At 71.2% G+C, this 24609-nt stretch carries 24 protein-coding genes, 1 rRNA gene and 1 pseudogene; 10 read left to right on the forward strand and 16 right to left on the reverse strand.

What is annotated here, in order from left to right; all coding sequences use genetic code 11:
• The first annotated feature begins 88 nt into the window (after positions 1-88).
• Positions 89-1081 carry a BsuBI/PstI family type II restriction endonuclease gene (locus tag ACZ5FU_RS09510; RefSeq protein ID WP_366665223.1) on the forward strand — a complete coding sequence of 331 codons (993 nt, stop codon included), beginning with the start codon at positions 89-91 and terminating at the stop codon, positions 1079-1081.
• A 43-nt stretch (positions 1082-1124) separates the two neighbouring features.
• Here the strand turns inward: ACZ5FU_RS09510 and rrf are convergent.
• The 5 genes from rrf to ACZ5FU_RS09535 form a co-directional block, all read right to left on the reverse strand.
• Positions 1125-1241, reverse strand: a 5S ribosomal RNA gene (gene rrf, locus ACZ5FU_RS09515).
• A 386-nt stretch (positions 1242-1627) separates the two neighbouring features.
• Positions 1628-3109: a ThiF family adenylyltransferase gene (locus tag ACZ5FU_RS09520; RefSeq protein WP_469045163.1), complete on the reverse strand. Its 1482-nt coding sequence runs from the start codon at positions 3107-3109 to the stop codon at positions 1628-1630.
• Positions 3099-3599 (reverse strand): hypothetical protein, encoded by a 501-nt coding sequence (locus ACZ5FU_RS09525; RefSeq protein ID WP_469045164.1) that lies wholly within the window; start codon positions 3597-3599, stop codon positions 3099-3101. Before ACZ5FU_RS09525 ends, ACZ5FU_RS09520 begins: the two co-directional genes overlap by 11 nt.
• A complete protein-coding gene (locus ACZ5FU_RS09530; protein WP_469045165.1) occupies positions 3596-4039 on the reverse strand; it encodes a hypothetical protein in 444 nt (147 codons plus the stop codon). The genes ACZ5FU_RS09525 and ACZ5FU_RS09530 overlap by 4 nt, the downstream gene beginning before the upstream one ends.
• A gap of 16 nt (positions 4040-4055) precedes the next feature.
• Positions 4056-4319, reverse strand: a complete 264-nt coding sequence (locus ACZ5FU_RS09535) for a hypothetical protein (protein WP_469045166.1) — start codon at positions 4317-4319, stop codon at positions 4056-4058.
• A gap of 146 nt (positions 4320-4465) precedes the next feature.
• Here ACZ5FU_RS09535 and ACZ5FU_RS09540 point away from each other — a divergent pair, with 146 nt between their 5' ends.
• Positions 4466-4999, forward strand: a complete 534-nt coding sequence (locus ACZ5FU_RS09540) for a helix-turn-helix domain-containing protein (protein WP_381548964.1) — start codon at positions 4466-4468, stop codon at positions 4997-4999.
• On the forward strand, positions 4996-5547 hold the full coding sequence (locus ACZ5FU_RS09545; RefSeq protein ID WP_469045167.1) for an ImmA/IrrE family metallo-endopeptidase: 552 nt from the start codon (positions 4996-4998) through the stop codon (positions 5545-5547). The genes ACZ5FU_RS09540 and ACZ5FU_RS09545 overlap by 4 nt, the downstream gene beginning before the upstream one ends.
• A 465-nt stretch (positions 5548-6012) precedes the next feature.
• On the opposite strand, the pseudogene ACZ5FU_RS09550 reads toward ACZ5FU_RS09545, so the two are convergent.
• A pseudogene (locus tag ACZ5FU_RS09550) lies at positions 6013-6345 on the reverse strand (tyrosine-type recombinase/integrase); the annotation flags it as partial.
• 208 nt (positions 6346-6553) lie between these two features.
• Between ACZ5FU_RS09550 and ACZ5FU_RS09555 the strand changes: the two are divergent.
• The 5 genes from ACZ5FU_RS09555 to ACZ5FU_RS09575 all read left to right on the forward strand — a co-directional run bounded on the left by ACZ5FU_RS09555 (position 6554) and on the right by ACZ5FU_RS09575 (position 10432).
• Entirely contained in the window at positions 6554-7447 is an 894-nt protein-coding gene (locus tag ACZ5FU_RS09555) for a phosphorothioated DNA-binding restriction endonuclease (RefSeq protein ID WP_468642495.1), read from the forward strand.
• Between the two features lie 65 nt (positions 7448-7512).
• Positions 7513-7791 carry a ribbon-helix-helix domain-containing protein gene (locus tag ACZ5FU_RS09560; RefSeq protein ID WP_468642493.1) on the forward strand — a complete coding sequence of 93 codons (279 nt, stop codon included), beginning with the start codon at positions 7513-7515 and terminating at the stop codon, positions 7789-7791.
• On the forward strand, positions 7788-8213 hold the full coding sequence (locus tag ACZ5FU_RS09565; protein WP_468839966.1) for a PIN domain-containing protein: 426 nt from the start codon (positions 7788-7790) through the stop codon (positions 8211-8213). Before ACZ5FU_RS09560 ends, ACZ5FU_RS09565 begins: the two co-directional genes overlap by 4 nt.
• Positions 8214-9240: 1027 nt before the next feature.
• Positions 9241-9528: a DUF4190 domain-containing protein gene (locus ACZ5FU_RS09570; protein ID WP_451529476.1), complete on the forward strand. Its 288-nt coding sequence runs from the start codon at positions 9241-9243 to the stop codon at positions 9526-9528.
• 613 nt (positions 9529-10141) lie between these two features.
• Positions 10142-10432, forward strand: a complete 291-nt coding sequence (locus ACZ5FU_RS09575; protein WP_451529477.1) for a zinc-ribbon domain-containing protein — start codon at positions 10142-10144, stop codon at positions 10430-10432.
• Between the two features lie 37 nt (positions 10433-10469).
• Here ACZ5FU_RS09575 and ACZ5FU_RS09580 read toward each other — a convergent pair whose 3' ends face one another.
• Both ACZ5FU_RS09580 and ACZ5FU_RS09585 read right to left on the reverse strand, forming a co-directional pair.
• Positions 10470-11201: a TIGR03943 family putative permease subunit gene (locus ACZ5FU_RS09580; RefSeq protein WP_451529478.1), complete on the reverse strand. Its 732-nt coding sequence runs from the start codon at positions 11199-11201 to the stop codon at positions 10470-10472.
• A complete protein-coding gene (locus tag ACZ5FU_RS09585; protein ID WP_469045168.1) occupies positions 11198-12241 on the reverse strand; it encodes a permease in 1044 nt (347 codons plus the stop codon). The genes ACZ5FU_RS09580 and ACZ5FU_RS09585 overlap by 4 nt, the downstream gene beginning before the upstream one ends.
• 174 nt (positions 12242-12415) lie before the next feature.
• Between ACZ5FU_RS09585 and ACZ5FU_RS09590 the strand changes: the two genes are divergently transcribed.
• Positions 12416-14440 carry an NAD-binding protein gene (locus ACZ5FU_RS09590; RefSeq protein ID WP_469045270.1) on the forward strand — a complete coding sequence of 675 codons (2025 nt, stop codon included), beginning with the start codon at positions 12416-12418 and terminating at the stop codon, positions 14438-14440.
• Between the two features lie 431 nt (positions 14441-14871).
• Here the strand turns inward: ACZ5FU_RS09590 and ACZ5FU_RS09595 are convergent, their stop codons facing one another.
• Positions 14872-16689 carry a S9 family peptidase gene (locus ACZ5FU_RS09595; RefSeq protein ID WP_451529479.1) on the reverse strand — a complete coding sequence of 606 codons (1818 nt, stop codon included), beginning with the start codon at positions 16687-16689 and terminating at the stop codon, positions 14872-14874.
• A gap of 297 nt (positions 16690-16986) precedes the next feature.
• On the opposite strand from ACZ5FU_RS09595, the gene ACZ5FU_RS09600 reads away from it, so the two are divergent.
• Complete coding sequence (locus ACZ5FU_RS09600; protein WP_469045169.1) at positions 16987-17874, forward strand: SURF1 family protein; 888 nt, start codon at positions 16987-16989, stop codon at positions 17872-17874.
• On the opposite strand, the gene ACZ5FU_RS09605 is transcribed toward ACZ5FU_RS09600, so the two are convergent.
• The 7 genes from ACZ5FU_RS09605 to ACZ5FU_RS09635 form a co-directional block, all read right to left on the reverse strand.
• Positions 17835-18905: a hypothetical protein gene (locus ACZ5FU_RS09605; RefSeq protein WP_469045170.1), complete on the reverse strand. Its 1071-nt coding sequence runs from the start codon at positions 18903-18905 to the stop codon at positions 17835-17837. The genes ACZ5FU_RS09600 and ACZ5FU_RS09605 overlap by 40 nt on opposite strands.
• Before the next feature lie 140 nt (positions 18906-19045).
• On the reverse strand, positions 19046-19636 hold the full coding sequence (locus tag ACZ5FU_RS09610; RefSeq protein WP_451529482.1) for a SigE family RNA polymerase sigma factor: 591 nt from the start codon (positions 19634-19636) through the stop codon (positions 19046-19048).
• A 508-nt stretch (positions 19637-20144) separates the two neighbouring features.
• A complete protein-coding gene (locus ACZ5FU_RS09615) occupies positions 20145-21224 on the reverse strand; it encodes an aspartate-semialdehyde dehydrogenase (RefSeq protein WP_451529483.1) in 1080 nt (359 codons plus the stop codon).
• The gene (locus ACZ5FU_RS09620) at positions 21221-22498 is read right to left on the reverse strand and encodes an aspartate kinase (protein ID WP_366058468.1); all 1278 of its coding nucleotides are present in this window, start codon (positions 22496-22498) and stop codon (positions 21221-21223) included. The genes ACZ5FU_RS09615 and ACZ5FU_RS09620 overlap by 4 nt, the downstream gene beginning before the upstream one ends.
• A gap of 266 nt (positions 22499-22764) precedes the next feature.
• Positions 22765-23424: a DUF5063 domain-containing protein gene (locus ACZ5FU_RS09625; protein ID WP_451529484.1), complete on the reverse strand. Its 660-nt coding sequence runs from the start codon at positions 23422-23424 to the stop codon at positions 22765-22767.
• Positions 23417-24016 carry a recombination mediator RecR gene (recR, locus tag ACZ5FU_RS09630; protein ID WP_107018120.1) on the reverse strand — a complete coding sequence of 200 codons (600 nt, stop codon included), beginning with the start codon at positions 24014-24016 and terminating at the stop codon, positions 23417-23419. Before recR ends, ACZ5FU_RS09625 begins: the two co-directional genes overlap by 8 nt.
• A gap of 133 nt (positions 24017-24149) precedes the next feature.
• Positions 24150-24491, reverse strand: coding sequence for a YbaB/EbfC family nucleoid-associated protein (locus ACZ5FU_RS09635; RefSeq protein WP_451529485.1), 342 nt, complete (start codon positions 24489-24491; stop codon positions 24150-24152).
• Positions 24492-24609: the final 118 nt, after the last annotated feature.

A 24609-nucleotide genomic window follows, 5' to 3' on the forward strand; every position in this document is an offset into this window, starting at 1 on the left:
GGGTCCCCATCACCTGGCAGCGCACCCCCAGAGGCCCTGTAGCCTGAGCCGCACTCACTGCATCGATGTGGCTGGGGAGGGCCAGCGAGTGACCAAGGCACAGCAAGAAAAGAAGCTCAAAGAGGCGAAGGAAATTCTCGCCTCTATAGGGATGCCCGCGAAGCAGCAGAACACCCGGACCGCACTGGTCCTGCTTGCGATGCTGGACCTCCGCCCGGATCAGGAATGGGCGGAGGCAAGCTCCAACACCCTCGGCATCACCGAGTGCATGGATTGGATGGCCGTCCACTATCCCGACATCCCGAAAGGGACGAAGGACCCGAGCAGGTACGCACCGAACAGCCGCGAGTCCGTGCGCAAGGAATCCGTCCACCAGCTCATCGATGCCGGCGTCCTCGTCAAGAATTCTGACGCCCCAGGACGAGCCACGAACGACAAGAACAATCGATACCACCCGAGCCAACTGGCCATAAAGGCGCTGACGACCTACGGGACCTCGGCATGGCAAGACTCGCTCGACGAATTCCACGCCGAATGGAAGAAGCTGATCGAGCTCTGGGCCGCTGAGAGGTCGGTTCACCGAGTGCCCGTCAAACTTCCTGACGGAACGGAGGTCAAGCTGAGCCCTGGCGAGCACAGCGAACTCATCGGGGCTGTCGTCGAACGCTTCGCATCGCAGTTCACCCCCGGAGGCACGGTCGTCTACCTGGGCGACACGGGCTCCAAGTGGATCGTCAACAAGCCCGAGTACCTCGCGGAGCTCGGCGTGGTCGTGGACGCCCACGGCAAGATGCCCGACGTGGTCATCCACTACACGGACAGGGACTGGCTGGTGCTCGTGGAGGCAGTCACCTCCACCGGGCCGGTCAACGGTCTACGGGTCGCGCAGCTCAAGAAGCTCTTCGAGGGAGCGCGCCCGGGGCTGGTCTTCGTCACTGCCTTCCAGACGAAGAAGAAGTTCCGACAGTTCGCAGCCGACATCGCGTGGGAAACAGAAGTCTGGGTCGCGGAAGAGGAGACGCACATGGTGCACTTCAACGGCGAGCGCTTCCTCGGCCCCTACGGCGACACTCACGAATAAACGACGAGGGCCGCCCCGCGAGGCGGAGCGGCCCTCAAGCAGATATCGGCGACGACCTACTCTCCCACGAGGTCCCCCTCGCAGTACCATCGGCGCTGGCAGTCTTAGCTTCCGGGTTCGGAATGTTGCCGGGCGTTTCCCCACCGCTATGGTCACCGAAATACTTCGCGCTAGCCCAGGGGCAAGCACTTTCGAGCGATGAGTATACAGGCGGGCAGATCGTTGGTCGGCCAGCCCGGACGTACCAAGTGAGGCGTGACCTGCACCGTTCCGCCGGGCACCGGCCGACCGCCCCGTCGCCATCGTCCTGCCCACCCATGCCAGGCCATCGTGGTTGCAGTTCTGGTTGCATTCACTTCCGTCCGGCTCCGTCCGGACGGGTTCACCTCAAACGCTCCGCCGCAGGTCAGGACGGGTGCGGCCCGCTCCGGACCCCCGTACGAACCTCTGCGGAGCGCGTACGGGACGGCGCTCCGGCAGTGGTCGTTTCAACCGTTCCGTACCACCCTGCACGCTCAGCTACTTGCTGCCACCTCCAATCGGGCGTCAACGGCGAGTGCGTCGGGCTCCTCGGATGCGGCTGATGAGACCGGCGTCCTTTTGACACACGCACTCGGGGGTGGGAAGCCGGTGGTCGATCATCTGGTCGGGTCGAGGGCCGAAGCGGGTGTCGTACTCGATGCGTCGTGGGGGCCCGCTGACCAGGCCCGTGCTGCGTGCGATCCAGGCGCCGACGACCAGGCAGGCGGCCTGCTGGGCCACGAACGCGGCCGAAGGGCGGAACCCGTCGTCCGTTCTACCGGTCGGCTCAGCCGAGTTGATCAGCCCGCACACCGGCCGTCCGAGGAACTGCCTGACGAGCTTCCGCTGTTGGTGGTCCAGGCATTCCAGGTCCCGTTCGGTCAGCGGTTCCTGCCCGCGGGCGATTCGGGACAGCGGGAGGCCGGTCAGTTCATGGAGTCGCTGCTCCGCGCTTTTCCCGGTGTGGTTGGCCTTGAAGTAGCAGCGCAGGCAGGGGCCGGTGGGCAGTGCCTCGTGCAGGGCGACAGTGGTGCCGACCGGGCCGCCGGTGCTGCCGTCCAGGGTGAGATCGGCGTGGAACCGCTGCAGGTCGTGCCGGGCGTCGACGCTGTCCAGTCCGCCGAGGACGATCCGGGGCCACGGCAGGGTGCCCGCATCGACGGCCTCGATGGAAGCCTGGATCGTCCCGTGGAACGGGGTCACCTCGATGCGCCGTAGGCGTGCGTCGATCAACCGCGCCTTCGGCAGGCCCGCAGCCGCGTCGGCCAGGGTACCGATGCTGTATGAGGTGACGTTCGGTTTCTCGAAGACCTCCCTGTCCACCACCGTCAACTCGCCGGAGACCTGCAGCAGGTCCAGGACCAGGGCGATGCCGGTGCCGATCGCACCGCCCCCGCCCAGCAGCACCTTCTCCAGCGCAGGCAACGGGGGAACGACGGTCCCGGGTTGCTCACCGGGGAGGACGGGGCAGAAGTCCACCACCGGGGTCACCTGGAACTTTCCCTCCGGCAGCCCGGCAACGACCTTGAACGCCTCGCCGGCCAGCATCGCCGCAGTGAGGACCGCGCCCAGCCCGGTGCCGGGCGCGTTGAGCCGGGGGAAAGGATGACCGGTGTGCCGCAGACGGGCCCCGTGCCCGTCCGGTGCACCAGTCACCGCAGTACCCAGCGGTGGTGCGGTTCCCACGTGTAGATGCAGCGGCGCCTTGCCCTGGGCCTCGCCGATGCGAAGCGGCCGGTCCGGATCGATCCCGGCCGCCGTTTCCACCAGCCTGCGGATGAGTTCGTCGTCGAGCCCTCCCAGTCCGCGGCCAGGGTCCAGACTCAGCCGGACCGGCCACCGGCGAAGGTCCGCCGCCAGCACTTCGAGAGTCTCGGCGGCCGCGGGCAGGTTCCCGTCCGCGGTCAGGTGGATCAGGGTGCCCTCCATCCGCTCCCGCAGGGTGCTCTCTTCCACGCCGGCGGCCAGGCCGCCCAGGCGCAGGCCGCGGCTGTAGTCAGTACTCACGGACACCCTCCTCGTCGAACACCACCGTGTACACCGGGAGCAGCGCCGGGTCGACAACCGGAGCGGTGCAGGGCACCCAGTCCTGCTCGAAACGCCACCACCCCCACGACGCAGGGTCGGCGGGCGGCGCTGCGTAGGTCGGGACGACAGCGCTGACGAAACCCGGCACCCGCAACGAGTACGCGCGGTCGGTCCGCGACAGGAAAGCCTTCTCGGGGTGCGAGTGGATCATCGCCCGCACCCGGTAGGACCGTTCCTCGGCGAAGGTGAACAGCCGGTCGTACGCGACCGCACTCACCGTGAACAGACCCGGACCCCGCACGATCCCCGCCGTCCCGGCCACGGCCACGGCCAGCACGTGCATGTCCGACTGCCCGGTCAGCAGCAGCGCGCCGGTTTCCTGGTCGGCCAGGCCGTGGCACTGAATCTCCTGGAGCACCGGGGCGACCGCGCCGGCCGGCAGCACGAGCTTCCTCGTGTCGGTGGTCATCCGGCACGCCTCCCGTCGACGCGATTGATGTCGTCCTGCACGTTCTCCACCACGTACAGGAAGGGATTGCCGGTGCTCCGCCAGGAGTGCGGCCCGCTGCTCCACTCGGGGTGGAGCCTCTGGCCTTCGGCGGTGAACGGCTTGCACACATCGTTGGAGCCGTAGCGGTAGCCATTCGCTTCCGGCCAGGCACTGGGCGCTCCGACTCCGGAGACGCCGATCGACTCGACGAAGACGAGAGAGGGCGGCCGGTCCGGGTAGACCGTCCACTCGATCCGGGCGATGAACGCTGCGCGCTCATCGTTGTTCGGTTGCACCTCGGCCCAGAACAGGCCGTCGGGGTCCTGGTCGCGGTGGTGGAGGCGGCCGGCGGTCGAGGAGAGGAACTCCTCGACCGCCGGGACGTCGCCCGCCAGCCGCAGACGGCTCTCGAGATCCACGACTGACTCCCGGGCTCTAGCCGTTGGTGGTCTCGGTGCGCAGCTTGAGGTGCAGGGCCTTGGCGTGCCCGGCCAGCTCGCCCACAGTTGCCTCGGGCGGGACCTCGTGCCCGTCGTGGAACAGGTAGTAGCGGGTGGTGCCGTCGCTGGCGAAGCCGAAGGCGGTGAGGGTGTCGGACAGGATGCTCGCGGCGGTCACCTGCGGGTCGTAGTCGTGCCGGTACGGGTGCTCGGCGAGCGCGGAGGTCACCGTGATCTTGATCTCGTGGGGCTGGGGCATACCGATCTCCTGCGTTGTTCGGGGTTGATGGCGGAGCGCTACTGATTCAGCAAAGCGTCACTGGTTCAGTAGTGAGCCCAGTGTGATCATCCCGGGTTGATGCAGTCAAGCTTCATCGCCGAATTGCTGCGCGCTACGCTGCCCGTATGAGCGCCGACCGGAGCCAGCTCCCCTTCCCAGATCCCGAAACGACAGGACCAGACGCTGTCGAACAGTTCGACATCGCCGAACTCGGACGCCTCCTGAAGGAACACCGCGGCCCCCTTTCCCTCCGGCAGGCCGCCGCCGAAGCGGGCGTCAGCTTCAGCACCCTCACCCGGGTCGAAGCCGGCGCCCAGCCCGACCTCGCCACCTTCACCCGCCTCTGCGCCTGGCTCGGCGTCTCCCCGAGCCGCTTCTTCACCCCGACCGCCACCCGCCAGACCTCGCCCCTCGACCAGGCCATCACCCACCTCCACGCAGACCCTCGGCTCACCGACGACGCGGCGAACAAGATCAGCTCCGTTCTGCGCGACCTCTACGACGCCCTCGCCAAGGAGGCGGTCCCCGCCGTACCCGCCCTTGCCTGCCACCTCCGAGCTGCCTCGGTGCTGCGTCCTGGCGTCCCCCAGCGGCTCGCCGACCTGCTCACCGACATGAACACCGAACTCGAACGACTCGTCGAAGCAGGCGAACTGTGACCCTCCCCCGAGGCTTCAAGGCCAACGCCGAACGAGAAGCCCTCCGACTGCGCCGCGAACTCGATCTCAGCGACACCGATGCCCTGAACGTCGACGACCTCGCCGACCACCTCAAGGTCAAGATCGTCAGCGCCGAGAAGCTCGTCAGCCACACCCGGCTCGAAGAACTCGAACGGGTCCAGGCGTACGCCTTCTCTGCCGCGACCTTCCAGGTCTCCGGCAGGAACATCGTCGTCACCAACCCGCTCCGCACCCCGGGTCGCAGAGCCAGCGACGTAGCCCACGAGCTCTCCCACCTCGTCCTGAAGCATGACCTCACCGAGATCCGCGAAGTCAATGGCATGCCCTTCAGGACCTGCCGCCCCGACGAGGAAGAACAAGCCACTGCCTTTGGCGGAACACTCATGCTTCCCCGCCCCCTCCTGCTCAGCGCAGTCCGCCGCCAGTGGGGGCCGACGCAGATCGCCGAGCACTACGGAGTGACCGAGGAAATGGCCCGGTACCGGTACAACACCACGGGTGTGGCCAAACAGGTCCGAAACCGCTGACGGTGCCGGAGGTAGGCGCTGTCGGTCTGTCGCTTACCGCCGGAGCATGGAGCGGGAGCAAGCAAGTACTTCGGCTGGCGGACTCTGTGGCGCATGCTGGATGGCCACCAGCGATGCACGACGCGCGCGTACGAGCGGTGTGACGGTACGTCGATACTCAGCCGGGACGCCGCGCCACGGACAACGTGTAGGCCCGCGGGGGATAGGACACTCCCCCTTCCCTGGGAGCCATCTGGGAGCCAACCCGCTCCCCGAGCCCCTTCCAGGCCGCGCCACACCAACCGAGCCCGCCCACTTGACCTGCCAAAACGTCATCGAGGCTGGCAACCTCACCAACCGAACCTCATTCGGGACGAAGAGGTCGTGGGTTCAAATCCCGCCACCCCGACAGAGAAACACCAGGTGAGGCACCTAGGAACGTTCCTAGGTGCCTCACCTGTTTCGTCTGCGTGTCTATCTGCGTGACTACCGGTTCCCGCGTGTCCACGGCCGCTGCGGATCAGCGCCGAAGATCCCGTCCATGACGACGGCGCCGGTCTGGATCACGGGCCGGATCTGCTTCCGATAGACCTCCTCGGTGACGGCCGTACCCGAGTGGCCGACGAGCCGGGAGATCACTTCCAGCGGGACGCCCCGGTCGGAGAGCAGGGACACGAAGCTGTGCCGGAGCTCCCGGGGCGTCCACTCGTCGGCGTTGATCCCGTCGACGTCCTTGAGCGCCTGCCGGAAGGCGCGGCGGACGTTGGCCGCGTCGAGCGGCCTGCCCACGGCGGAGGAGGAGACGAGCCCGTGTTCCTCGGATCGACGGAGAACGACAGACGCGCGAACGATGGCGGCACCTGGTTGAGACCCGTCGCAGTCGCCTCGGCACGACTCGTTAGGCCGCAACAGGCAACGTCGGCACGAAGCCAGTGACCCCACGGTGTCCGGGCGCCATCCGGGAGTCGACCCGCTCCCCATGCCCCCTCGAAACCACCGCACCCCAACGCCACTACGATCGCCGGTCATGGACTGGCTGGAGCGTGCCGCGAAGCTGAGGCAGTGGAGCAGAGGCGGGACCCGCGCTCCGCACAAGCCGCTGCTGTTCCTGTACGCGCTCGGGCGTTTCCAGCGGGACGCCGACGGTGAACTGCGGTACAGCGCGGTGGAGGACGACCTCAGACGGCTGCTGGCCGAGTACGGTCCGCCCAACAGAACGACGCCCGCCTACCCGTTCCACCATCTGGTGAGCGATGGCGTGTGGGAGGTGCGCACCGATCGCGGACCGGGCAGCCCCGGCAGTGGCGTGCGGGAGCTGCGGGAGATCGGAGCCGCAGGGCGGCTGACGCCGGAACTACGGGCGGCGCTGCGGCGCGAGCCGTCGTTGCTCGGCCGGATGGCACGGGTCCTGCTCGACCTGAACTTCCCTCCCTCGCTCCACGGCGATCTCTGCGAAGCCGTCGGCCTGGAGCTGGAGCCGACGGAGAGCGAACAGTTCTCGGCCGTGCGCGGGCGGCGGGATCCCCGGATGCGGGAGCAGGTCCTGACGGCCTACGAGTACCAGTGCGCCTTCTGCGGCTACGACGGCAGGATCGGCACGGTGCCCGTCGGGCTGGAGGCCGCGCACGTGCGCTGGTGGGCGTTCGACGGTCCTGACGACGTCGACAACGGCCTGTGCCTGTGCTCGCTGCACCACAAGCTCTTCGACAAGGGCGTCCTCGGCATCGGTGACAGTCACCGCATCCTGGTCTCGCAGCGCTTCGTCGGCCACAGCCCCGCCGCCCGCGAGCACGTCATAGCGCTCGCCGGCCGCCCGCTCATCGGACCTCAACCGGGTGCCAGTCCCGTCGCGGCGGTCCACCGCTCCTGGCACACCAGCCAGGTCTTCCACGGCAGCCCACGCCCCGCCCCGGCCGCCTGATCGCCGAGCGCCTATCACGTGACCCCGCTGGTAAGGAGTGGGATACCGGGAGTATGGTCTCTTGTATGGCGACGAAGAAGGTAACCGTGACGATTCCCGAGGATCTCCTGGACGAGATCCGCGCGGACGCGGCAGAGCGGGGCCTGTCGGCGTATGTCGCCGAAGCGCTGCGCTTCAAGCGTGACCGGGACCGGCTCCTGGAACTGGCCGACTGGCTGCAGGAAGAGCACGGCCCCATCACCGAGGACGAGCATGCGGCAGCGCTCGTCGAGCTGGACGAACTCGACGCCGAACACGAACGGCGTCGAACCGCCGGAAAGCACAACGCCGGAGAGGCTGCGTGAAGAAGCGAGCCGCCGAGCACGGACAGCGACCCCTCCGCGTCTTCGTACTGGACTGTGAAGCCCTGTCCCTTGCGGTACGCGGCGACCGGAAGATGATCGCCTGGCTCGACCTCGCGGCACGCGGAGAGGCCGAAGTGGTGACGTCCCCGATGACACTGGTCGAGGCGTACGACGGCAGAACGACCGAGCAGCGCTGGGACTGGGTATTGTCCCGGCTCCAGGTCGTCGACATCGGGAAGGACGAGGCCCGCCAGGCGCGTCGCCTCCTGGCCGACGCCAAGTTGCACGGCCACACGTACGCGATCGACGCCGTGCTCGCCGTCATCGCACGACAGCAGAAGGGACAGGTCACCGTCTTCACATCGGATGTCGACGACCTGGAGAAGCTGGTCCCGGACACGATCGTCGTCAAGAAGGTCTGACCCGACCCGCGCCCCTCCAGCGCCCGCACCCACGCTGGTGAGCACCCGCGATGCCATCGCGTACTTCGTCCGGACCACATCGGCAGTCTCCGACGCCAGGCAGCGGACGGCGAATAGAGCGGCCGACTCGACTTCCTGGCACCGGTGGGCCGGTGGATTTCCTTCGGGTCGCAGGGCTGACTCTCCAGCACCATCCAGGCAGTAGCACCCTTGGGAGCCATCTGGGAGCCGCCCTGCTCCCGATACCCCCTCCACGCCACCCGAGACCAACCGGGACCACCCGCCTGAACTGCGCAAACGCAATCCAGGCAGGAAAGATCATTAACCGATCCTCATTCGGGACGAAGAGGTCGTGGGTTCACATCCCGCCACCCCCACACAGGTCAGAGGCCCATTCACGTGATCGTGAATGGGCCTCTGTCGTGCGTGCGACAGTGGAGTACAGCAACCGCTATGACTCTTGTCGGCCGTCTCTGCCCGGCGGGTCTTCCGTCCGCTTCTCGCTGCGTGCGCTCGCCCTTCTTCTGCTTGCTGCCGCCGCCCAGTGCCTTCCGAGCTTGCGGAGCGCCGGGAAGCCGCACGCCTCTTCGAGCGACCAGGGTTCGGGCCGGTCGCTCCGGGGCCTGTGGATCTTGAGGAGCCGGGCGCCGTCCTTCGGGACGTCCTCCTCGACCATGGCGTCGGCCGGCACGCTGCGGAGGATCGTCCGGGCGTCGTCGACCGAGCGCTTCGAGAGGGTTCGTCGGCAGCGCTCCCCCTTCGCGCACCGTCACCGCCGCTCCTCGGGTCGTGGGGCGTCCTTGCCCCGACTGCGGCACGGCACTGACAGGCGTCGGCGAGCTTGTTGAGCCGAGGCCCCGTGTCCTGCAGGGTCAGCCGGTCCAGCCGCTCGGCGCCGAGAGACAGCACGGCGTACCTGACGGTCCGTCGACATGGGAACGGCTCGGAGGGGCATGCGAACAGCCAAGCCGAACACAACGAGCGCGAGGCCCTTTCGGTCCGTGCAACCGACAACAGGGAGTGTGCAATGTCGAGTTATGGCAGCTCTTCTGCCGCGTCCTCCAGCTCGCGCACCAACGGTCTGGCGATCGCGAGCCTTTCCTGCGGCATCGTCGGCCTGTTCATCCTGAACATCGTTCTGGGGCCCCTGGCCATCGTCTTCGGCGCCGTCGCCCGACGTCAGGCGGGGGTCGGGAACGGGGCCGGCATGGCCAAGGCAGGCATCGTCCTCGGCATCGTCGACGTGGTGCTGTGGCTCGTGCTCCTGGTCGTCGCCGCCAGCAACGGCGGGTTCAGCTGGTACGTGGGCGGCTGACGTTTCGGACGCGCGGCGGGGGCCCGAGTCGAGGCAGGGCACCCCGCCGGACCGTCCAGCACCACTGGGGACCACGTCAGTGACCGGTGGAGAGCGGTCGCGTCATCGCGCACCTTGCCCCGGGGCCGGTGTCGGGCGACAGGGTGACCTGCCCCGGTGAGGCGCTCACGCCGGGAGATCAGTTCCAGAACCACGATGGAGTCGTGGCCGTGCGGGCGGGCGCGGGGACGCCGGCTCGGAAGGCGGTCCGGTATGTGGCCGGCCGAGAAGTGGAACTCCTTGGTGATCGTCAGCATGACGGCTCCGGTCCGTCGCCCGCCGTTCGAGCGCCCCGTCGTTCGTCCGCCTCGCTCACCGCTCCGCCCCTCCCTCTCCTTGTCGATCACGGTAGGAAACAGAACAGCTTGCGGGGGCGGGAATTCCGGCCGCCGCCGCGACCGGGGCCAGGGTGGCGAGCGGAGCGCGGCAGAGGCCGCCGGTCTGCCGCGGGGCCGGTCGTCGGGAGGCTCGTAGGGGGATCATGGACGGTGGGGGGATGGCATCGTGTGTGGTGTCAGACGCTGCTTCCTCGCATGGTGGGAGGGAGGCGACGAACCGGGAAAGGACCGGCGACATGATCATCTTTGGGACCAAGGGGTATCTGTACCAGCTCGCGATACTGACGCTGGTGTGCGGGCGCTGCGGCAATCCGTCCGCCCACACGCTGCGCAAGCGCGTCACGAAGTTCACGCTGTTCTTCGTGCCGCTGTTCCCGATCTCGACGAAGTACGCCACGCAGTGCACGTTCTGCGGGGCGGAGCAGAAGCTGGTGAAGGAGCAGGCCGATCACCTGCAGGCGCAGGCCGTCGGCGGCCAGGGCGGTCAGGCCTACGGGCAGCCGCAGCAGCAGCCGTACCAGTCCTGACACCACGGGGCCCGGCACCGCCGGCACCACGGGTGTCTCAGGTGTTCCACGTCTCGTCGTAGGGGTCCTTCGGCGCGGGCGTCGGCCTGGCCTCGGTGACCTCGATGAAGGGGATCGGGCCGTCGTTGACGGGGTCCTCGATGCGGTGCGGGGTGTAGGTGCCGGTGATCTCCATCCAGGTGTCCGGCTGGAGCACCGGGGGGATCCGGCCGGTCAGGCCCACTTTGACCGGCTGGGCGTCCGCCGCGCAGCAGTTGAGCGCCATGCGGACCAGGTACGGGGTGCCGTCGCGGTCCAGTGCCAGGAAGCCGGTGAGCCGGATGCGGCGGCCGGTGAGCGTGCGGCCGTCGTCGTAGGCCGCGCGGCCCGCGTAGTCGACCACGCTGAGGCGGAGGGGGTCCGCGGTGGGCAGCTCCGGGTAGGCCAGCGGCTCCTGGAGCGCCGTACCGGCGCGGGTGGCACTGTACGAGCCGAGGGCCGGCGGGGTCACCAGGATCAGGGCGAGCAGGGGGAGGACGAGCAGCCAGGAGACGCGGGGCTCAGGGTGGGGGTGACGGGCGCGGGGGGTGCCGGCGTCGTCCTTCGGTCGCGTCGCGCGCCACTCGTACCGGGCCGTCGCCAGTGCCGTCGCGATCAGGGCCGCGCCCGCCGCCAGGAGCAGGGGGCGCAGGCCCGCCTTCACGTAGCGCAGGTAGAGGTCGGTGGTGCCCGCGTGCAGCAGGCTCGCGCCGAGGAGGAACAGGACGGCCGACTGGGCCTGGCGGTTCACAGCAGCACCGCCCCGGTCAGGACCGCCCCGGCGATCGCCAGGACGAAGGTGACGGGCGCGAAGCGGAGGGCGAAGCCGCGGCCGAACGTCCCCGCCTGCATCGCGAACAGTTTCAGGTCGATCATCGGGCCGACGACCAGGAAGGCCAGCCGGGCCGTGAGCGAGAACTGCGTCAGTGAGGCCGCCACGAACGCGTCCGCCTCCGAGCAGATCGACAGGACCACCGCCAGCACCGCGAGCGCCGGCACCGCCACCATCGGGTCGCCGGCCGCCGCACGCAGCCAGTGCTCCGGGGCCACCGCCTTCAGCGTCGCCGCCGCCATCGCGCCCACCACCAGGAACCCGCCCGCGTGCATCACGTCGTGGCGCGTCGCGTCCCAGAACGCCTCGCCCCTGCTCCGGCCCTCGTGGCGGGCGTGCGCCGGCGGTCGCATCCAGTCCGTGCGGCCCAGGCGGTGCCACAGCCAGCCCATGGCGCAGGCCACCAGCAGGCTCGCCACGAAACGGGCCAGGACCATCTCCGGGTCGCGGGGGAACGCCACCGCCGTCGCCGTCAGCACGATCGGGTTGATCGCCGGGGCGGAGAGGAGGAAGGCGAGCGCGGCGGCAGGCGTCACCCCGCGGCGCACCAGCGCACCCGCGACCGGTACGGACGCGCACTCGCAGCCCGGCAGGACCGCGCCCGCCAGGCCCGCCACCGGGACCGCCAGCGCGGGCCGGCCGGGCAGGGCCCGGGCGAAGAAGGACGGCGGGACGTAGACCGCGATCGCCGCCGACAGCAGGACGCCCAGGACGAGGAACGGCAGCGCCTGGATCATCACCGCCACGAACACCGTCGTCCAGGTCTGCATCACCGGGGCGGAGAGGGCGCGGCGCAGGGGGGCCTGCAGCAGCACCATGAGGAGCAGGAGGAGGGTGAGGGCCAGGGGGGAGGTCAGGCGGCGGGGGCCGGGGGGCGCGCTCTCGTTCCCCTTCTCGCCGGGGGTGCTCTTCGCCTTCGGGGTGCCCGGCTGTTTCGGGGCCTGTTCGGTTGTGGCCACGGGTGGGGCACCTCCGGGTCGCGTCGTTCTCCCTCCCCTCCCTTACGGGCCCGCGGCTCCGCTCGTTCAGGGTTCGGGGACGGGTCTGGAACCGCCCGTCGCGGTGAGGCAGTCTTTCCCCTCGTGGCTGGTCTACCGAATCAGGGTCCGGCGCCGGGCGGGTCCGGCGCGCACATGGTGGTGTGCGGCGACGACGGGCTCGCGCACCGGCTGGCCGCGGAGTTGCGCGGTGTGTACGAGGAGCAGGTCACGCTCGTCGTCCCGCCCTCCGAGCGGGCGGTACGGCCGCCCGTCGTGGGGCGCGCCCGCGCGGTGTCCGCGGCACTGCTCGACCGGGTGGTGAGCGCTGCCGTCAGCCGGGCCGCCGGGAACAGCGGGGGGTCGGGAGCGGGAACGGGGACCGCTGCGGGGACGGGAGCCGGGCCCGGACCGGTCGCGGGTGCGGCGGCCGGCGGCGAAGCCGGTTCCACGGGACGGGTGTTGGAGGCCGTCGAGCCGACCGAGGCCGTGCTCGCCGAGGCGGGAGTGGACCGGGCGGCCGCGCTCGCGCTCGTCTACGACGACGACGAGACGAACATCCGCGCGGCCCTCACCGCCCGTCGGCTCAACCCCCGGCTGCGACTCGTCCTGCGGCTGTACAACCGGCGGTTGGGGCAGCACATCGAGGAACTCCTCGACCAGGCGGCCGCCTTGGCGACCGTGGGCGGGGGCGGGGGCGGCGGGTCCGCGGTGGGGGACGCCTCCACCACCGTCCTGTCCGACGCCGACACCGCCGCGCCCGCGCTGGCCGCGACCGCCGTCGCCGGCACCAGCAAGGTCGTCCAGACGGACGGACTGTTGCTGCGGGCCGTCGAACGGCCCGCCCCGGGGTCCGGGCGGACCACCGGTCCCGGGCTGGCCACGCTCGCCCTGCTGTCCGCGACGAGCAACGACCCCGCCTTCGCGGACGGTTCCGAGGCCAGCGGGGAGCAGGGGCCGTTGCTGCTGCCGGACGCGGCCACGGTCGCCGCGGCGAGCGGGCGGGGCAGTGTCGTGCTGGAGCAGGTGTCGTACTCGGCCGGACCCGCGTTGCCCTCCGGGCGGGGGGTCGGGGTCGGGGTCGTGGCGCCGTTCGCCTCCCTGTTCTCACGGCGGCTGCGGTGGTCGCTGGCGGGGCTCGTGGGGTGTGTCGTCGCGCTGGCGGTGACGTTGTGGCTGGTGACGGGGGTCCACCCGCTGGGGGCGGTGTATCTGACGCTGCTGGACCTGTTCTCCATCAACGATCCGGCGGTGGGTTCGTCGACCGAGCGGCAGGTTCTCCAACTGCTGTCCGGGCTGGTGGGGCTGCTGCTGCTGCCGGTGTTGCTGGCGGCCGTGCTGGAGGGGCTGGGGACGTTCCGGGCGGCCGGGTCGTTGCGGCGGCCACCGCGGGGTCTGGGTGGGCATGTGGTGCTGCTGGGGCTGGGGAAGATCGGGGCGCGGGTGCTGACGCGGCTGCGGGAGCTGGACATCCCCGTGGTGTGCGTCGAGGCCTCCCCGGAGGCGCGGGGGGTCGCGGTGGCGCGGCGCCTGCGGGTGCCGGTGGTGCTGGGGGACGTCACGCAGGAGGGGGTGCTGGAGGCGGCGAAGATCCGTCGGGCGCACGCCTTGCTGGCGGTCACCAGCTCCGACACGACGAACCTCGAGGCCGCCCTGTACGCGCGGTCCTTGCGGCACGATCTGCGGGTGGTGCTGCGGCTGTACGACGACGACTTCGCGACCGCGGTCTACCGGACGCTGCGGGCGGCGCATCCGCAGGCGCTGACGCGGAGTCGGAGCGTGACGCATCTGGCCGCGCCGTCCTTCGCGGGGGCGATGATGGGGCGGCAGATCCTGGGGGCGATCCCGGTGGAGCGGCGGGTGTTGTTGTTCGCTTCGCTGGAGGTCGGGGGGTACGGGCAGTTGGTGGGCAAGACGGTGGGGGAGGCGTTCCGGGCCGGGTACTGGCGGGTGCTGGCGTTGGAGGGGGCCGGGCGGGAGTCGTCCGGGGCGGGGGACGAGGGGCGGGGGGCCGGGACGGGAGCCGGGGCTGGAGCCAGGGCTGGGGCGGGGGCGGGGCTGGTGTGGGATCTGCCCGACTCGTATGTGCTGCGGGGTGAGGACCGGGTGGTGCTGGCCGCTACGCGGTGGGGGCTGGCGGAGTTGCTGGGGCGGCGGCGGAGGGGAACGGCGGGGGTGTAGCCGCCTTCCTCTCCCGCCCCCACCGCCCCTGTCGGTCCCGTCCCCAGGGGGCTTCGCCCCTTCGCCCCCGTCAGGGGCTCCGCTCCTGGACCCCGGCGGGGACTCCGTCCCCCGCACCTCCGACCGGGGGTGCGGGAGCACGGACGCCGATGAGGGCCGCCTCCCGTGGGGAGCCGTTCCGGAGAGGCGGGCCCGGAAGGCAACGGCAGGCCCTTCGGAGCGGTGGCCGGGGGCGGGGCGGCCCCGCGCCCGCCGCGGCGGGCGGGCCCAGGATGGCCGGTCCTGGGTGGCCGGCACGGGCCGCCCCGGCGGGCCGCCCCGAAAGGATCGGCACGGGTTCCGGAGGCCGGCCGGTGAGGAGCTCGGCCTCCACCGCCCGCCCCTGGTACCGCGCCCCTTTGCCGGCTGCCGGCTGCCGGTGTCGGGGTCCCTCAGCGGTTCAGGTGCTTTTCCGCGAACCTCAGCTCCAGGCGGACCTGCTTGATGCGTTCGTCCACCACCAGGGAGCCGTGGCCCGCGTCGTAGCGGTAGACCTCGTGGAGGGCGCCTCTGTCCTCCAGGCGGGCCACGTAGTTGTCGATCTGGCGGATGGGGCAGCGAGGATCGTTGACGCCGGCCGAGATGTGGACGGGGGCCTTGACCCGGTCGACGTAGGTGAGGGGGGAGGAGGCCGTGAAGCGGTCGGGGACCTCCTCGGGGGTGCCGCCCAGGAGGGTGCGGTCCATCGCCTTGAGGGCTTCCATCTCGTCGTGGTAGGCCGTGACGTAGTCGGCCACCGGGACCGCCGCGATGCCCAGCGCCCACGCCTCGGGCTGGGTGCCCAGGCCCAGGAGGGTCAGGTAGCCGCCCCAGGAGCCGCCGGTGAGGACCAGGCGGTCGGGATCGGCCAGGCCCGAGGTCACCGCCCAGTCGCGGACCGCCGCGATGTCCTCCAGCTCGATCAGGCCGACCCGGTGCTTCAGGGCGTCCGTCCAGGCGCGGCCGTAGCCGGTGGAGCCCCGGTAGTTGACGCGGACGACCGCGTAGCCGTGGTCGACCCAGGCGGCGGGGCCGGCCGCGAAGGAGTCGCTGTCGTGCCAGGTGGGGCCGCCGTGGATGTCGAACACGGTGGGCAGGGGGCCGCTCGCGCCGGCCGGCTTCTGGACCAGGGCGTGGATGCGGCCGCCGGGGCCCTCCACCCAGACGTCCTCCACCGGCACCGAACCCGGGGACTTCATGCCGGGCGGGTCCAGGACCGGCTCGCCCGTCGTCGAGCGGACGGTGGGCGGCTCGGCGGCCGACGACCACAGGTACTCCACGCTGCCGTCGGGGCGGGCCGTCGCGCTCGAGACCGTGCCCGGCGGGGTCGGCACCCGCACGAGTTCCCGGCTCGTCAGGTCGTAGCGGAACAGCTCGCTGCGGGCCTCGAAGCTGTGCGAGACCAGGAGTCCGGAACCGTCCGGGTACCACTCCGCGCCCACGTCGCCGGGCAGGTCGAGGGCCAGGTCGGTCTGCTCGCCGGTCGCCACGTCCCAGACGAGCGGCTCCCAGCGGCCCCGGCGCTGGTGGCCGATCAGCAGGCGGGTGTCGGCGTCGACGGGCGCGAAGCCCAGCACTTCGAGACCCAGCTCCCGGGTGCCGCCCTCGGTGTCGTCCAGTTCGGCGACCGGGGAGCCGTCGGGGCGCAGGACGCGCAGCGCGGAGTGCATGGCGTCGCCGTGTTCGGTGTGCTCGATCGCGATCAGGGTGCCGTCGTGGGACAGGTCCCCGACACCCGCCGACTCGCGGTGGCGGTACAGCTCGGCCGGCGGTTCGCCGAACCGCGCCACGTGGATCGTCGTGCCGTCCTCGTCCGTGGAGCGGCCCACCACCGCCGTACGGCCGTCCCTGGCCAGGGCCAGGCCCGCCGGGTAGGACGGGTCCAGGCCCGGTGTCGCGAGTTCGTCCTCGCCGCCCTCGAAGGGCTGGCGGCGCCAGACGCCGAACTCGTCGCCGTCCTTGTCGTCGAACCACCAGATCCAGGCGCCGTCCGGGGAGAGCACGCCGTCCGTCGTGCCGTTGGCCCGGTTCGTCACCTGGCGCTGCTCGCCGGTGGTCCGGTCCCAGGCGTACAGCTCGTAGGTCCCTGTCGCGTTCGACACGAACAGGGAGCGGTCCGGCGCGTCCTCCGCCCAGTCGGGCAGCGACACCCGGGGCGCCCGGAAGCGCTTCTCCCAGTCCGGCATCTCCTCGTACCGCTGCGGCGCGGCGGACCCGTTGCTCTCAGTCATGGCCCCATAGTGCCCGCCTCCGCCGACAAAGGAGCACCACGGCCCCCAGCCTGTGGACAACCGGACCGCCGCGAACGCTCCTGTGGACGGATCCGGACCGGTCACCGCCCCGCCTGTGGACAACCCCGACCGGTCGCGACCCCCTCCTGTGGACGGACCGGGAGAGCCGCGGCCGCTCCTGTGGACGGACCCGGACCGCCGAGGCCGCGTGTCCGCCCCGCCGGACCCCGCGCCGCGCCCCACCCGCGGCCCACCCCGCGGACCGCTCCCCCGCCCCCGCCCCGTACCGTTGTCGGTGTGTACCGGTTTCTGCTGACGCCCCGTTGGTGGGGGATCAACGTCTTCGTGCTGCTGGCCATCCCCTTCTGCGTGTTCATGGGGTCCTGGCAGTTGAGCCGGTTCGAGGCGCGCGTGGACGACCACCGCAGCGCCGAGGCGCAGGCCGACTCCGCCCGCACCCTGGTACCGCGCCCGCTGGCCGAGATGCTGCCCGTGGACAAGGCCACGTCCGGCAAGCGGGTCACCGTGAGCGGGCGGTACGGCGACCAGCTGCTGGTCCCCGACCGTGAGCTGGACGGCCGGCCGGGCTTCTACGTGCTGACGCTGCTGCGCACCGACGGCGGCAGGACCCTGCCCGTCGTGCGCGGCTGGCTGCCCGGTACGGCCGACGCCGCCAGGGCTCCGGCCCCGCCGGCCGGCGAGGTCGAGGTCACCGGCGCGCTCCAGGCGTCCGAGACGCCCGGCGACAACGGGGTGAGCGCGCGGGGCGGCCTGCCGCCCGGCCAGACCGGCGCGATCAGCACGGCCTCGCTGGTCAACCTCGTCTCCGACGACCTCTACGACGCCTGGGTCACCCTCGACACCGCCGGCCCGGGGATGACGGCGGTGCCCGCGCGCGCGCCGAGCGGCACGGGGCTGGACCTGAAGGCGTTCCAGAACCTCGGTTACACCGGCGAGTGGTTCGTCTTCGCCGGGTTCGTGGTGTTCATGTGGTTCCGGTTGCTGCGGCGCGAGATCGAGTTCGCGCGGGACGCGGAACTGGGGATCACCGGGCCCGACGCCTCCGCGTCACCCGGTTCCCCCACGCCCGCCGGGCCCCCGGCCTCCCCCGGGTCCCCCGGGTCCGCCGGCTCCCCCGCGGCGGCTCAGGACGCCGACGTCGACGCCAGCACGCCCGTCCGGTAGACCGTTCCCGCGCACGCGTCCGGCACCGTCGCGCTCACCGTCGGCGCGCCGCCCTGCGCCGTGTACGTCACCAGGACGCTGCCGTCGGCCGTGCCGTCCTCGGTGAACAGCTGGGCAGCCGTGCCGGACGTGCCGGACGTCGTACCGCCCGTCGTGCCGTCCGTGGTGCCGCTCTGCCCGCTCGGGGAGGGGTTCGGGGAGGACGAGGGGCCGCCGGTGGTGGTGCCGCCGTCGGTGCCGCCGTCGGTGGGGCAGGTCTCGGAGGGCACCCAGGCGAACCGCACGTCGTACGCCGAGCCCGGTGCGAGGACCAGCTGGGAGACGTAGAGGGAGGGGTCGGGCAGGCCGGCCGCCGCGTCACCGGAGGTGTGCGCGGCCAGGGCGATCTTCGCGGGGTCGGCGGCGCCCTGTGCGGTGGGCGTCACGGACACGCTCCCGCCGACGGTGCAGCCGCGGCCGGAGACGTTGACGACGCGGAAGGTGCCGTAGACGACGCCGGCCGAGTCGGGGACCTCGACGGCGGCGCTGGAGTCACCCAGCTGGGACGGGGTGCAGGCGGGGGCGTCGGCCGGGGAGCTGGCGGCGGGTCCGGTGCCGTCGGGCGAGCCGGTCGCGCTGCCGGAGGCCTCGGCGCCGTCGGGGTCCTCGGTGCTGTCCTGACCGGGTCGGCCGGTGGTGCCGGCGGGCGCGCCGACCTTGCCGGAGGTGTCGCCGTCGGGACTCTCGCCCTCACCGGCGCCGCCCTGGGTCTGCGAGGCCTGGCCGGCGATGGAGGGACTCGCCTCGGAACCGCCGGACCCGGAGACGTGCAGCAGGGCGGGGACGGCGGTGCCGACGAAGAGGGCCGCGGCGGCCATCCCCACGGCGGCCTGGCGCTTGCGGGCCCGGCGGACGGGGACGGCCCGCCGGAGGTGCTCCAGCGTCCCGTCGCTCGGCGCCATCTCCTGGACCGCCTGGTGCAGCATGCGGCGCAGTGCCAGCTCGTCCGAGTCGAGCCCGTCGGGACCCTGGTCGTCGAGGTGGTGGTTCACGGTTCCGTTCCCAGCGTGCGATTGCTTCGGCTCTTGCTTGTGCGGCGGTGCCATCGGCCCGTGCCACGCGTACGGCTCGCGCCGTTCGTGCGCGTCCCCGCCGCCGGGTTCCCCGCCGTCGGGTTTCTCGCCCCGCGCGCTCACGCCGCCGCCCCCATGGCGACGCGCAGGGCGGCGATGCCGCGCGAGCCGTAGGCCTTGACCGAGCCGAGCGAGATGCCGAGGGTCTCGGCGACCTGGGCCTCGGTCATGTCGGCGAAGTAGCGCAGGACGAGGACCTCGCGCTGGCGGCGCTGGAGGCCCTTCATCGCCTTGATGAGGGAGTCGCGCTCCAGCTGGTCGTAGGCGCCCTCCTCCGCGCTGGCCATGTCCGGCATCGGCTTGGAGAGCAGCTTCAGGCCGAGGATGCGGCGGCGCAGGGCGGAGCGGGAGAGGTTGACGACCGTCTGGCGCAGGTAGGCGAGGGTCTTCTCCGGGTCGCGGACGCGTTTGCGCGCGGAGTGGACGCGGATGAAGGCCTCCTGGACGACGTCCTCGCAGGAGGCGGTGTCGTCGAGGAGGAGGGCTGCGAGACCGAGCAGCGAGCGGTAGTGGGCCCGGTAGGTCTCGGTGAGGTGGTCGACGGTGGTGCCGGCGGCCACCTCGTCGGTGTCACGCTGGCTGGGTACGCGGGCGGGCCGCGCTGCGGGCATGGGCGCGATCACCGGCATGCCGCCGGGCGCGCCGGGCATGCGGGGTCGGAGGGCGCCACGGGGCGGCCGCAGGGCCGTGCCACGGGTCGCCGGGAAGTCGAGAACCTCTGCCACGCCTGTTGGACACGTTTCCCCCCGCCGGGGTTGTACGGGCCGGACGCGAGTTTCGCGCCGGACGCCGCCGCACCCGCGCGCGCCCCTGCCCCGGATGCCCCGCGCGCATCCGCCGGCAGCCGCACGGGCGGTGCCTGCCATGCCCTCATCTGCCCCGCTCTTCTCCTGTATGCCATGTGTACGGGCGTCCCCACGCCCCGATCCCGGCGTCCCCATGCGCCGGGATCACCTCTGCGCGCACCCCACAGGGCGAGCGCAAAGACGCTCCCCGCGCTCCGCGTGGTTGCGGAGGGCGGGGAGGAAAATCTTCGAACGCCACAGGTGTCCGATACAAGTGGTGCCGGTCGTCGACCGGCTCACATCGCCGTGCGACAGATCCTACAAAGGTCGAGGCCGCCGACCAGGGAATTTCCGGACAGCCTCCCCCGTCCCCTCAAGCGTTGCGGCCGCCGCGAACGTCACCCGTGTGCTCCGCCGCCACCAGTTCGGCGATCTGCGCGGTGTTCAGGGCGGCCCCCTTGCGCAGGTTGTCCCCGCACACGAAGAGTTCGAGCGCCGTGGGGTCGTCGAGCGCCCGGCGCACCCGGCCGACCCAGGTGGGGTCGGTGCCGACGACGTCGGCGGGCGTGGGGAACTCCCCGGCGGCCGGGTTGTCGAAGAGGACGACGCCGGGTGCGGTGGCGAGGATCTCGCGGGCGCCGCCGACGGTGACCTCGTCCTGGAAGCGGGCGTGGACGGTGAGGGAGTGCACGGTGATCACCGGCACGCGCACGCAGGTCACGGCGACGGGCAGCTTCGGCAGTCCGAGGATCTTGCGGGACTCGTCCCGCACCTTCATCTCCTCCGACGACCAGCCGTCCTCGCGCGGCGACCCGGCCCACGGCACGACGTTCAGCGCGACCGGCTCCGGGAAGGGGCCCGTCCGGTCGCCGACGGCCCGCCGTACGTCACCGGGGCTGGTCCCCAGTTCCGTGCCGGCGACCATGGACAGTTGCCGGCGCAGCGTCTCCACGCCGGCCCGGCCCGCCCCGCTGACCGCCTGGTACGACGACACCACCAGCTCGCGCAGGCCGTACTCGGCGTGCAGCGCGCCCAGCGCGACGATCATCGACAGGGTGGTGCAGTTCGGGTTGGCGACGATGCCTCGCGGCCTGTTGCGCACGGCGTGGGCGTTGACCTCGGGGACGACCAGGGGCACGTCGGGGTCCATCCGGAAGGCGCCCGAGTTGTCCACGACCACCGCGCCCCTGGCGGCGGCGAGCGGCGCCCACCGCTCGGCGACCTCGTCCGGCACGTCGAACATCGCGATGTCGACGCCGTCGAAGGCCTCCTCGGTGAGCGCCACCACCTCGACCTCCTCGCCGCGCACGGCCAGCTTGCGGCCGGCCGAGCGCGGCGAGGCGATCAGTCGGATCTCGCCCCAGACGTCGGCGCGCTGGGACAGGATCTTCAGCATGACCGTGCCGACCGCTCCGGTCGCTCCCACGACCGCGAGCGTCGGTCGTCGGGTCATCGCCCGGTGCCCCCGTAGACGACGGCCTCGTCGCTGTCGGAGTCGAGGCCGAAGGCGGTGTGCACGGCCCGCACGGCCTCCGGCACGTCGTCGGCGCGGGTGACGACCGAGATGCGGATCTCGGAGGTCGAGATCAGCTCGATGTTGACGCCCGCGTCGGAGAGCGCCTTGAAGAAGTCGGCGGTGACGCCCGGGTTGGTCTTCATGCCGGCGCCGACGAGGGAGATCTTGCCGATCTGGTCGTCGTAGCGCAGCGAGTCGAAGCCGATGCCGCTCTTGTTCTTCTCCAGGGCGTCGATCGCCTTGCGGCCCTCGGACTTCGGCAGCGTGAAGGAGATGTCCGTGAGGCCGGTGGAGGCCGCGGACACGTTCTGCACGATCATGTCGAGGTTGATCTGCGCGTCGGCGACCGTGCGGAAGATCGTGGCCGCCTCACCCGGCTTGTCCGGCACGCCGACGACCGTGATCTTGGCCTCGGAGGTGTCGTGCGCGACACCGGAGATGATGGCCTGCTCCACCTGCTTGTCCCCTTGCTCGATCGGCTCGCTGCTGACCCAGGTGCCCGGAAGTCCGCTGAAGGACGAACGGACGTGGATCGGGATGTTGTACCGGCGGGCGTACTCCACGCAGCGGTGGAGCAGCACCTTCGACCCGGAGGAGGCCAGTTCGAGCATGTCCTCGAAGGAGATCCAGTCGATCTTCCGGGCCTTCTTCACCACGCGCGGGTCGGCGGTGAACACGCCGTCGACGTCGGTGTAGATCTCGCACACCTCGGCGTCGAGGGCGGCCGCGAGGGCCACGGCGGTGGTGTCGGACCCGCCGCGCCCCAGTGTGGTGATGTCCTTGGTGTCCTGGCTGACGCCCTGGAACCCGGCGACGATGGCGATGTTGCCCTCGTCGAGCGAGTCACGGATCCGGCCCGGCGTGACATCGATGATCCGGGCTTTGTTGTGGACCGAGTCGGTGATGACACCTGCCTGGCTGCCGGTGAAGCTCTGGGCGGAGTGGCCCAGGTTCTTGATCGCCATCGCCAGCAGGGCCATGGAGATCCGCTCTCCGGCGGTCAGCAGCATGTCGAGCTCGCGCCCGGCAGGGATCGGGGAAACCTGCTCCGCGAGATCGATCAGCTCGTCCGTCGTGTCGCCCATCGCGGAAACCACGGCGACCACCTGGTGGCCGTCCTTCTTGGCTTCCACGATCCGCTTGGCGACGCGCTTGATGCCCTCGGCATCGGCTACGGAGGAGCCTCCGTACTTCTGCACGACAAGGCCCACGTGCGCTCCTCGCTCAGTTTGTCTTTTTCCGCACATACGCCCTTGTACTGCGGGTCGGCTCAGTCTAACGAGCGCCCGGGGACGGCCCCCGGGATACCGCATGGTGAGACTCCCGGGAGGCGTCCGGGCGGGTCGTCCAGGACAGTCCCTGCCCACTGGCACCGAAGTGATAGCTGTGCATTAAGTTTCAAGCACCATCGGAGCACCGTGACGGGCACCGTCGGAGCATCACGGCGGGCACGGCCGGAGCGGGGAGCGGCCGGTGGCTACCTGAGCGCTCCCGGTCCCAGCGGGCCGCCGATCTCCTGGGCCATCACCCGGCCCGCCTCGAACTCCAGGGTCTCGTCGCCGTCGCCCTGGTCGGTGTCCAGGCCGTCCAGCTCCTGCAGGGGCTGGTCGAGGCGGACGTGGGCCAGGACCGAGTGGAGGGCGCGCAGGGTCGCCGAGGCCGTGGCGCCCCAGTTGGAGAAGTAGGAGAACTGCCACCACCACAGGGCCTCCGTGGTGCGGCCGGCCCGGTAGTGGACCATGCCGTGCCGGAGGTCGGCGATGACGTCGGCGAGGTCGTCGGAGATACGGGCGGGGACGGGCGCCTTGCGGGGCTCGTAGGGGTCGAAGACCTCGGAGTAGACGTCGACCGGGTCCAGGAGACGGGCGAGGTTCTCGCGCAGTTCGTCCACGTCGGGCTCGAATCCGGGATCGGGCTCGTAGCGCTCGTCGGGGACGATGTCCTCGTGGGCGCCGAGGCGGCCGCCGGCCAGCAGGAGCTGGGAGACCTCCAGCAGGAGGAAGGGCACGGCCGAGTCCGGCTCGTCACCCTTGGCGACCTCGGAGACCGCGACCAGGAAACTCTCGATCTGATCGGCGACCTGGACGACGAAATCGTCCGGGTTCCGGCCGGTCGCGTGCAGCGTGGCGTCAGACATCTAGCAGTCGTCTCCCCTCGAAGGCGCGGCCGAGCGTGACCTCGTCCGCGTACTCCAGGTCGCCACCCACCGGGAGGCCGCTGGCCAGGCGGGTGACCTTCAGGCCCATGGGCTTGATCATGCGGGCGAGGTACGTGGCCGTCGCCTCGCCCTCGAGATTCGGGTCGGTGGCGAGGATCAGCTCGGTGACGGCGCCGTCGGCGAGGCGGGCCAGCAGTTCCCTGATGCGCAGGTCGTCGGGGCCGACGCCCTCGATCGGGCTGATCGCCCCGCCCAGCACGTGGTACTTGCCCCGGAACTCGCGGGTGCGCTCGACGGCGACCACGTCCTTCGGCTCCTCGACCACGCAGATGACGGAGAGGTCGCGGCGGGGGTCGCGGCAGATGTTGCACAGCTCTTCCTGCGCCACGTTGCCGCAGGTCGCGCAGAAGCGGACCTTCGCCTTGACCTCCATCAGGCACTGCGCGAGACGCCGTACGTCCGTCGGTTCCGCCTGGAGGATGTGGAAGGCGATCCGCTGCGCGCTCTTGGGACCGACGCCGGGGAGCCGCCCCAGTTCGTCGATGAGGTCCTGGACCACGCCTTCGTACAACGGACTGCCGTCCTTCCTGGGTTCCTTGCAGTACGTACGGTAGTTGGCCGCCGCCCGTCCTAGGAAGGCGGTGTGGGCGTCGCGTGGGCGACGGACATCGCGACGGCCGGCCCCGGGGAGACGGGGAGAGGGGTCAGAAGGGCAGGCCGGGGATGCCGCCGCCGCCGAGCCCCTGGGCCAGCGGGCCGAGCTTCTGCTGCTGGAGGTTCTGCGCGTTCTCGTTGGCCGCCTGGACGGCCGCGACGACGAGGTCGGCGAGGGTCTCGGTGTCCTCGGGGTCCACCGCCCCGGGGTCGATCTTCAGGGCGCGCAGCTCACCGGCGCCCGTCACGGTGGCCCGCACCAGGCCGCCGCCGGACTGGCCGTCGACCTCCGTGTTCGCCAGCTCCTCCTGGGCGCGGGCCAGGTCCTGCTGCATCTTCTGGGCCTGCTGGAGCAGCTGCTGCATGTTGGGCTGGCCACCACCGGGAATCACGATCAGCTCCTCTTCCGGGCCTCGGTCGGTACGGGATTTTCCCGCTGGGCACGAGCCTACGTGGTCTGTGCGGGTGCCGCCCCAGCACTCTTTCGAGTGAGTCTCGCGTGTGGCCCAT

Source organism: Streptomyces sp. NPDC031554 (genome assembly GCF_055580685.1).

Bases quoted from the DNA above. Each gene is read 5' to 3' on its own strand.
- ACZ5FU_RS09555 (WP_468642495.1), top strand. From the start codon at position 6,554: ATGGACTGGCTGGAGCGTGCCGCGAAGCTGAGGCAGTGGAGCAGAGGC.
- ACZ5FU_RS09540 (WP_381548964.1), top strand. From the start codon at position 4,466: ATGAGCGCCGACCGGAGCCAGCTCCCCTTCCCAGATCCCGAAACGACA.
- ACZ5FU_RS09560 (WP_468642493.1), top strand. From the start codon at position 7,513: ATGGCGACGAAGAAGGTAACCGTGACGATTCCCGAGGATCTCCTGGAC.
- ACZ5FU_RS09615 (WP_451529483.1), bottom strand. From the start codon at position 21,224: ATGACCCGACGACCGACGCTCGCGGTCGTGGGAGCGACCGGAGCGGTC.
- ACZ5FU_RS09595 (WP_451529479.1), bottom strand. From the start codon at position 16,689: ATGACTGAGAGCAACGGGTCCGCCGCGCCGCAGCGGTACGAGGAGATG.
- ACZ5FU_RS09625 (WP_451529484.1), bottom strand. From the start codon at position 23,424: ATGTCTGACGCCACGCTGCACGCGACCGGCCGGAACCCGGACGATTTC.
- ACZ5FU_RS09610 (WP_451529482.1), bottom strand. From the start codon at position 19,636: ATGCCCGGCGCGCCCGGCGGCATGCCGGTGATCGCGCCCATGCCCGCA.
- ACZ5FU_RS09535 (WP_469045166.1), bottom strand. From the start codon at position 4,319: ATGCCCCAGCCCCACGAGATCAAGATCACGGTGACCTCCGCGCTCGCC.
- ACZ5FU_RS09570 (WP_451529476.1), top strand. From the start codon at position 9,241: ATGTCGAGTTATGGCAGCTCTTCTGCCGCGTCCTCCAGCTCGCGCACC.
- ACZ5FU_RS09575 (WP_451529477.1), top strand. From the start codon at position 10,142: ATGATCATCTTTGGGACCAAGGGGTATCTGTACCAGCTCGCGATACTG.
- ACZ5FU_RS09525 (WP_469045164.1), bottom strand. From the start codon at position 3,599: ATGACCACCGACACGAGGAAGCTCGTGCTGCCGGCCGGCGCGGTCGCC.
- ACZ5FU_RS09590 (WP_469045270.1), top strand. From the start codon at position 12,416: ATGGTGGTGTGCGGCGACGACGGGCTCGCGCACCGGCTGGCCGCGGAG.